The 8,082-nt window shown below is 42.9% G+C and carries 7 protein-coding genes; 4 read left to right on the top strand and 3 right to left on the bottom strand.

Annotated elements, in window-relative coordinates:
- Positions 1-70: 70 nt before the first annotated feature.
- A complete protein-coding gene (locus A3756_RS09270; RefSeq protein WP_068515084.1) occupies positions 71-346 on the top strand; it encodes a hypothetical protein in 276 nt (91 codons plus the stop codon).
- 1,410 nt (positions 347-1,756) lie between these two features.
- On the opposite strand, the gene A3756_RS09265 is transcribed toward A3756_RS09270, so the two are convergent.
- Complete coding sequence (locus A3756_RS09265) at positions 1,757-2,749, bottom strand: GlxA family transcriptional regulator (RefSeq protein ID WP_068515087.1); 993 nt, start codon at positions 2,747-2,749, stop codon at positions 1,757-1,759.
- Positions 2,750-2,879: 130 nt separating this feature from the next.
- Between A3756_RS09265 and A3756_RS09260 the strand changes: the two genes are divergently transcribed.
- Both A3756_RS09260 and A3756_RS09255 read left to right on the top strand, forming a co-directional pair.
- Positions 2,880-4,694, top strand: a complete 1,815-nt coding sequence (locus tag A3756_RS09260; RefSeq protein WP_068515089.1) for an acyl-CoA dehydrogenase — start codon at positions 2,880-2,882, stop codon at positions 4,692-4,694.
- Positions 4,695-4,820: 126 nt separating this feature from the next.
- Positions 4,821-5,513 (top strand): crotonase/enoyl-CoA hydratase family protein, encoded by a 693-nt coding sequence (locus tag A3756_RS09255; RefSeq protein WP_231875513.1) that lies wholly within the window; start codon positions 4,821-4,823, stop codon positions 5,511-5,513.
- A 36-nt stretch (positions 5,514-5,549) separates the two neighbouring features.
- Here A3756_RS09255 and A3756_RS09250 read toward each other — a convergent pair whose 3' ends face one another.
- Complete coding sequence (locus A3756_RS09250; RefSeq protein WP_068515095.1) at positions 5,550-6,506, bottom strand: AEC family transporter; 957 nt, start codon at positions 6,504-6,506, stop codon at positions 5,550-5,552.
- A 272-nt stretch (positions 6,507-6,778) separates the two neighbouring features.
- Between A3756_RS09250 and A3756_RS29205 the strand changes: the two genes are divergently transcribed.
- Positions 6,779-7,036, top strand: a complete 258-nt coding sequence (locus A3756_RS29205; protein WP_197469648.1) for an efflux RND transporter permease subunit — start codon at positions 6,779-6,781, stop codon at positions 7,034-7,036.
- Here A3756_RS29205 and A3756_RS09245 read toward each other — a convergent pair.
- On the bottom strand, positions 6,986-7,900 hold the full coding sequence (locus A3756_RS09245; RefSeq protein WP_068515098.1) for a lysophospholipid acyltransferase family protein: 915 nt from the start codon (positions 7,898-7,900) through the stop codon (positions 6,986-6,988). The genes A3756_RS29205 and A3756_RS09245 overlap by 51 nt on opposite strands.
- Positions 7,901-8,082: the final 182 nt, after the last annotated feature.

Here is an 8,082-nt window from a genome sequence, read left to right as displayed (position 1 = left end):
GATACGGATAACAACAAGTTAAAGCACTTGTCAAAGAAACTCAAACAGCGAATCACTGGGAGCGAAATTGATGGAAGCTAAAAATGGTAATGGATTGTTTGTTATTGACGAGAGGGGCAAATTTTATTTTACAGCGCAAGGTAAGGAGCAGCTTAGTGGGTTGTTCGAATTGGCAGGAATTGATTTTGATAATATCAGAAGCTTTGATGATTACATCAGAGCCCGAGAACACGCTTCCCCATATTTTGGTTTGTGGCTCAAGAAATACTGTGAAAGTTTGCCCGACAGTAATGACTACAGAATGATTAAAGCTTGCCTTCTTGAAAGACCGCTACATTTAGAGTGAACTTCGGTTTAAATAAATATGTGACTAGTGGTATGTAAGAAGATATTACGTATCACTGTACTTAATGAAAATTGAATCTGCCTTAGGTCTTGGTGCTGTATTGCAAAGATGTTGTGATTATTATCTCTGGATATATTCAGTAAGATCGGAGCTTTAGTCGCATGGCCGGTTTTCAGATTAGAACTTAAGATATTGGTAATGCGCACTAGCCTTTGAGGGGCAATAGCACTTACGTTTGGCTGCTGTCCGTGTTGATGGTTTTTTGCATCAAATAGTTTTATCGGTGAAAGTGCATGATGTAAGTACATGGCTGTAGTAATTCTCGAGTAATTTATGATTTCAAGTGTTCAGTTTAAAGTGTTAGAGTGTAAGCTTGTTCGTAAACTCTAATTGCACACTTTATTGAAAGCTTAGATAACTATACTCGTACAAACTAAAGGCTATGCCGCAGGAGGCGACGAAAATCCACGTCTCCCGTAACATTGAATAAAAAAATTGTTTTTTTTGATGGTGTATATATTTTGTCCAAAACAGTACTAATATAAGTACTAAAGAGGACTAATAAGTACTAGAGGGTTGAATAAGTTTGAATTATCCAATAAATTCAAATGGATACAGGCTTTAGTTTTCTGCTTAAGTACACCGTACTACGCTGTTAAGGACATGGTACTACGCCGTTAAGGACATGGTACTACGTCGTTTAGGACATCCTACTACGAAGGTTAAGTACATGATACTACGCGTTAAGTACATGCTACTACGTGCCTGTGGATAACTTTTTATTTACTGAAATAAACTACTGAACGTAGTATCTGAAGCTCTTTGGATTCGTTTTAAACGCAAGTGCATTGATGTGCAAAGCGAAGAAACTTTTGTACTTCGAATTTTAGGCTCACCGCCATTTGTTAGGTGAGATTTTCTGTAAATTATTGATATTTCATTGATCCCAGTAAAACCTAGGGTGTTTGGTGGGGCAAAATTGGGGCAAATGATGCGCACGTAAGCGCACTTTTATGCTAAAAATTCTTTTTAAGGGTGCCAAAAACTCTAGTATGCACGCTGATACCTAGACGTTTACTGCGTTCGAATCCCTGGCTCACCGCCATTTATTTCTTCCAGAAATAAGTGAAAACTTTCCTACGCTAAATCATTGTCTAGTTTCTAGAAATATCTTCTCAACTCTATTCTTGATTTTACTGTTTGATCAAATGGTTCAGACTCTAGTGAAATAAATAGACCGGAGTATCCAAGTACCCAGCCTTGTAACCAAGTACTCTGACAAGGTCTCGTTTGGTAAACTAAGATTGGCCTTGGTTATTTGTCTGCTGTACCTCTCGTGAATAATCGATAGAAATTTCCTCTCAGAAAGGACTAGCGTTCTTGCTGCACAGGCCCTGTGCTTCCAAGTTGTTAGCTCGGCACTTCAGGCCTACGTGAAAAACGAACACGAAAAGCGCCAGGAGACATAGATGTATGTTTTTTAAACAGGCGAATAAAAGAAGACATATCGTTGTAGCCGACTTCTTGGGTGATCTGTTCTAAAGACTTTTTACTGCCTTCTAGCATCCTTTTGGCAGATTCAATCCGAAGCTTCTGTACGTAGGTGATTGGTGTATCACTGGTAGCCGCTTTAAAGCGGCGTTTGAATGTCCTTGGTGTCATGTTGATACGCTCGGCAAGTTCGTCGATTGAAAAGTCTTCAGCAAAGTGATGTTCTAGCCAGTTTTGTAAGCTTATGATTTGCTTGTCTTGGTGGTAATGTTTGCCGGGTATACGTTTAATGCTACTAACCTTATCTTGGCCAATGTCGAAAACATATGACCGGGAGCTAGCTTGCGCGAGTTCATAGCCACAATAGCGCTCAATCAGAAACAGGCTCATATCAAACCAGGCCGTGCCGCCACCAGAGCAAAATATTTGCCCATCTTCTGTAATTAACTGGTCCGGCTGTAAGTCTACCTTTGGAAATTTCTGTGCAAACTGCTCGACGAAGCCCCAATGCGTCGTCGCTTTTTTGTGATCTAACATGCCTGTGTCGGCAAGCAGAAAAGCGCCGGTACAATTACATGCGATATCGCAGCCACCTTCATATAGTTTTCTGATCCATGGGAGTGCTGCTTTATTTAAAGCCAGTGTCTGAGCAATATCGCCAGCGATGGTCGGTATGACAAGCAGGTCACTTGAACTGATTTCTTCAATGGTTTTATGCGCATTGATTTCAATATTATTAGCACACCGAATTTTACCACCGTTTAAGCTAGCAATTTCGACATTGAATTGTCTGGATAGCTTATCTCCATGAATGTAATTCCAAGTAACGCCAACCGAAGCGAGTAAATCTGCCATACCGATAATTGCTGTAGCAAAGGCGTAATCAAACCCGAGAATGGTGACTTGCTTCATTGTTGTGTATCCAAGAATACTGGTGGCATAAACGGCATAGTTTAAGTCATAAAAGCCAGTTATGTAATCCCTCTCGATATGAGACAGTGATAGGTAAATAACCTATTCATCATTAAGAGGCTTGTAAGGCATGGAAACCGATTTATTAAATGAAAGAGACGTTCAGTTTCAGTTGTATGAAGTGCTTGAAACCGCCGCACTTACTGAGCGCGCTCGTTTTAATGAACATAATGTTGAAACCTTTAATGCAGCGATCTCTACAGCAAGACAAATTGCTGAGGATAAGTTTGCTAACCATAATGCCAAACTAGATTGTAATGAGCCCAGTTTTGATGGTGCGAAGGTAAGCATTCTGCCAGAGGTAAAAGAGGCCTTTGATGCGTTGGCTGAAGCAGGCTTTCTTGCAGGGCGAGATGACTACGAGTTAGGTGGGATGCAGTTGCCAGAAGTTATTATGGCTGCGTGTATGGGGTATTTCACAAGTGCTAACGCTTCATCAGCGGGTTATCCATTTTTAACGATAGCCGCAGCCAATTTAATCAAAACTTATGCTTCGGATGCGCTAAAAGGTAATTTCTTAAGCCCTATGTTAGCCGGTAAGTTCACTGGCACCATGGCAATGACAGAGCCTCATGCTGGGTCATCTTTAGCCGATATCACAACCCGAGCAAAAGCATCAGACACCGCAGGTCAATACCTGATCAAAGGAAATAAGATGTACATTTCGGGTGGCGATCATGAAATGGCCGACAATATTGTTCACCTTGTCTTGGCTAAAATTGACGGTGCGCCATCGGGCGTAAAAGGAATCTCGCTGTTCCTGGTTCCTAAATATAGATTGGATGACGATGGTAAACCGGCAGATCGTAATGATGTTGCATTAGCTGGGCTCATTCATAAATTGGGTTACCGCGGTACGACCTCGACCATGCTTTCATTTGGTGATAACAATGAATGTGTAGGGTATCTGATAGGCGAAGAGCACCAGGGCCTTCGCTATATGTTCCAAATGATGAATGAAGCGAGATTAGGCGTTTCGATGGGTGCCGCGATGATTGGCTATCGCGGGTATCTGAGTTCACTGTCTTATGCAAATGAGCGCTTACAAGGCCGCTTGGCGAGCCAAAAGGCGGATGACAAGCCTGTTGAGATTATCCAGCACGCCGACGTGCGTCGAATGCTGTTAGAGCAAAAAGCATACGTTGAAGGTGCAATGTCACTATGCCTGTTTGGTTATTTCTTATTAGATGATGTCAATACACACCCTGATGCAGACGAAAGAGAAAAATCAGAGCTCTTACTGGACTTACTGACACCCGTGATCAAATCATGGAGCTCCGAAGTTGGTGTAAAAGCGAATGATCTAGCGATTCAGGTGCTTGGCGGTGCAGGCTATACCAGAGAGTACCCTGTCGAACAATATTGGCGCGACAATAGGTTAAACCCAATTCATGAAGGAACGAATGGTATCCAGGCCTTGGATTTAGTGGGTCGCAAGCTATGGCAGCGCAACAGTAAAGGACTTCAAGTTCTGGTCTCTAAGGTGAATTTAGACCTTTCTCGTGCTAAAGAATCCAGTGAAAGGCTTCAAGCGTGGGCGCAAACAATTGAAGAACATTTGTCACTAGTGCATAGGGTTACTATGCAATTAGGCGCTGACCTTCAGAAAGAATCTCCTGACTTGACCTTATCTAATGCCAGTTCTTACCTTTCGATGTTTGCTCGCGTGGTGGTGTCGTGGCTGTGGTTACGCCAGGCCTTAGCGGCAGAAAAGGGGATTGCCGAAACTGAGCCCGCAAACCATGAAGAGCTTTCGTTTTACCGTGGCAAACTCCAGGCTGCTCAATATTATATTAAATGGCAATTACCATTAGCTAAGCACGAAGCAGATCTACTTTTGGGGCGAGACGATACCTGTTTTGAAATGCAGCCAAACTGGTTCTAGACCTTGAGACATAAACCAAATTCGAAAGCGGAGGAAAAAGTGAGCTATATTGAAGTCGATGTAAGAGGTTCGATCTTATTGATCAAGGTTAATCGAGCGGAAAAGTATAACGCGCTAACGGTCTAAATGTATCACGATATTGCACGAGCCTATTACCAGCTGGAGCATGATAATAATTTGTGTGTTGCCGTATTTTACGCAGAGGGAGAACATTTTTCAGCTGGCTTGGAGCTCACTGATTGGTTAGAGCCTCTTAAATCAGGAGGCTTGCCGCCTTTGCCTGAGAGAACCATAGACCCCTTTGCATTATCAGGCCCAAGCTTGTCGAAGCCTGTTATTATGGCGGTGCAAGGTTATAGCTATACCTGGGTGGTTGAGATGATGCTCAATACAGATATCAGAGTTGCTTCGGAGAATGCACGCTTTGCTCAGCTGGAGGTTCAGCGTGGTTTGTTTGCCTGTGGTGGGGCAACGATACGGTTACAGAATGAAATGGGTTGGGCCAATGCTCAACGATATTTACTCACGGGTGACGAGTGGTCGGCCGCTGATGCGTATCGCATGGGAATGATTCAGGAAATATGTGAGCCAGGGAAGCAGTTAGAATGTGCCTTAGCGCTAGCACAGAAGATCGCTAAGGCAGCTCCTTTGGCTGTACGTGGAAGCTTGACTTCATCTAAGCTTGCAAGACAAGAAGGCGAGGCATCGGCCATAAAGCAACTTTTTCCTAGCTTAAAGCCCGTCATTGAGTCAGAAGATATGAATGAGGGAGTTCAGTCATTTATCGAGCGTCGTGATGCGGTCTTCGTAGGGCGTTAAGCCCTGAAGGATCAATTTAACAAAGACGAGGCACGCTTAGGCCAAACCTAATGCCCGCAGTACAAATATTCCTGTGCTTACTGTTAATAGTGACAGTACGGTGGATAAAGCGATAATCGTTGCGGCCAATTCGGCGTTGCCTCGCATGGCCTTAGCCATTACGAAACTCGCTGTAGCTGTGGGGCTTGCGAACATAAGAAACAAAGTACCCAATGCTAAATCTTTAAAACCCATCACTAAGGCGGCAAGGGTGAACAGCAATGGCAATCCAACAAGCTTCAGTAAAGTTGCTTTTAATGCAAGATGATTGCTATCTTTTAATTCATTTAACTTGATCGAACCGCCTACGCAAATCAATGCTAGAGGCAAAGTCATGTTTGCAAAGTACTCGCCGCTTTTCATAATGATGGCTGGTGGCTCTAACTGCAGGAGGTTAAGCACAAGTGCTGTAACAATGGCGATGATCAGCGGGTTTTTCGCCATGTCTTTTGCCATCGATAGCCAATCAAAACGTTTATCTGAATGGAACGGTAATGTCAGCGCAAAGACAGACAGGACATTATAAAGCAGTGTTAAAAAAGCCAGTAGAATAGAGCCGACAGCTAAACCTTCATCGCCATACATGTTCATGCAAAGTGCTAGGCCAACGATACCCATATTTCCACGAAAGGCTCCTTGTACAAAAACGCCTCTATTTTCTGGTAGAAGTTTCATCGTGCCGCTTAGCCGCCAGCAGGCTAGGAATCCAGCTACAGTTACAAGCAAAGCAAACATAACTTGCCTAGTATCAAAAACGGCTGATAGGTCAGATTCCAGTACTTTGATAAATAACAGAGCGGGTAATGCGATGGTGAAAACGAGTTTTGAGCCGGAATTGATGAAACTTTCAGTTAACCAGCTTGTTCGTCGAAGGAACCACCCTAGAAATACAATGATAAAAATGGGTAAGGTAATATTTGAGGTGTACAATAGTAAATCAAGAAAAGATGACAATGGAGTCTCTCAAAAAGCGTAATTTGTAGCTAAGTATATGCGATTTATCAGTTGAGTTCCGAAAAGTGCTTTAAGCAAAGCTAGTTTCGATACAAATTTAGCTTTTATGTCTCCTCAGCGTTTTCCCTAGGCTTGTGTGGCTGTCTTTTCGAGCGGTAAAGTTTGGCATGAAGCTCCTGAATTAATCGCAAACCGAATATGTAGTTTATTGATCAATTGCGTCTTCTGATGTTGTCTAGGTATTTGTTACTAATCCTTTCGTCTCCCACCTTTTGGTGATGGTATTTATTCCGCTGGGGTTAATTGGTGTTTTTCCAAGTCATTGGCTGCTCAGGCAAAGCTTTTCTGCAGCTACAATGATAGATGTAATTGCTCTGGCAGGCGTAGCTGTAAGGAATTCTTTGCTTATTGTTGATTTTATAACAGTGCGTGTTGAGCATGGCAGTAGCGTCGAAGACGCTGTAAGCGAAGTTTGTGTGCTAATAAAATTTAGCTTCACCGGGGGGGCGTGTTTTAAAGCGCTTGTGTAGCCATAAATACTGACTAGGATGCCTTCGGATCGACTCTTCTAAGAGCTTATTCCATGCTCTGGCATCGGCTTCATTGTCTTCACCAAAGTTTTCAAGGATGGGAGAAAAGTAGATTTCATAGCGGCCATTAGGGAGGCGGTATTGCGAGACATGGATGACAGCTGCCCCAGATTCGCGAGCGATCCAGCTAGGAGTCGATATACAGGCGGCATCGATACCAAAGAATGGAGCAAAAAGGTCGCACTTTTTGCCGAAATCCTGGTCAGGTGCATACCAGACTTCACCGCCTTCTTTCATAAACTGAATCATTTCTTTCAGTTGTCTTTTATGGAAGCTTTCAATATCAACATTTCTCTGGCGTCCACTTTCAATCATCCAATCAACTACCGGATTGTTGTTGGGTCGATACATATAGCCAGGTTTTTGAAGTTGTGCTGCGATAAACGGCAGGGCAATATCGAAAATACCAAAATGCCCACCTAAAAGAAATACGCCGCCACCTCGTTTCTCTGCTTCTTTTAAGTGTTCTAGGCCATAGACTTCTACCTTGCTCATATAAGGGCTAAGGTCACGCCACCAGGACTGAAGTGTTTCTATGAAGCCTTCAGACGTAGATGTGAATACATCTTTTACCAACTGTTCGCGTTCATTATCACTTAACTCTGGAAAGCAGGCATCAATATTCTGTCGGCATGCCTTAACTCTGCTTTTCATTTTATTGTGAGTGAGGTTGCCCAACTTTTTAGCAATAGAGTGCTTCCACAATAAGGGTAGGTGTGCAATGGAGAACAGTACAAACACAATGAGCCAGGTAAGCAGAAATGAGGGGTGCCAAAGCGGTCGTTGTTTTTTAGGTTTAGCCATGAGGTGTAATGCCGTATCAAAGGAACAAAATTAGCGCCGGATATTACTGGTTTTAAAGTTGTAACACTAGCGCTTATGGCTAACTAAAGAAAATAAGAGGCTATATATGCTGTGTCAACGCGTTTTATTGCGCGTAAGTGGACTCTAAATAGCGAGCAATTTCTTGAGACTCAAACATTTCT

Source organism: Oleiphilus sp. HI0086 (assembly GCF_001635225.1).
Note: the sequence above shows the minus strand (reverse complement) of the source record. Positions and strands in the feature narration are given on the sequence as shown.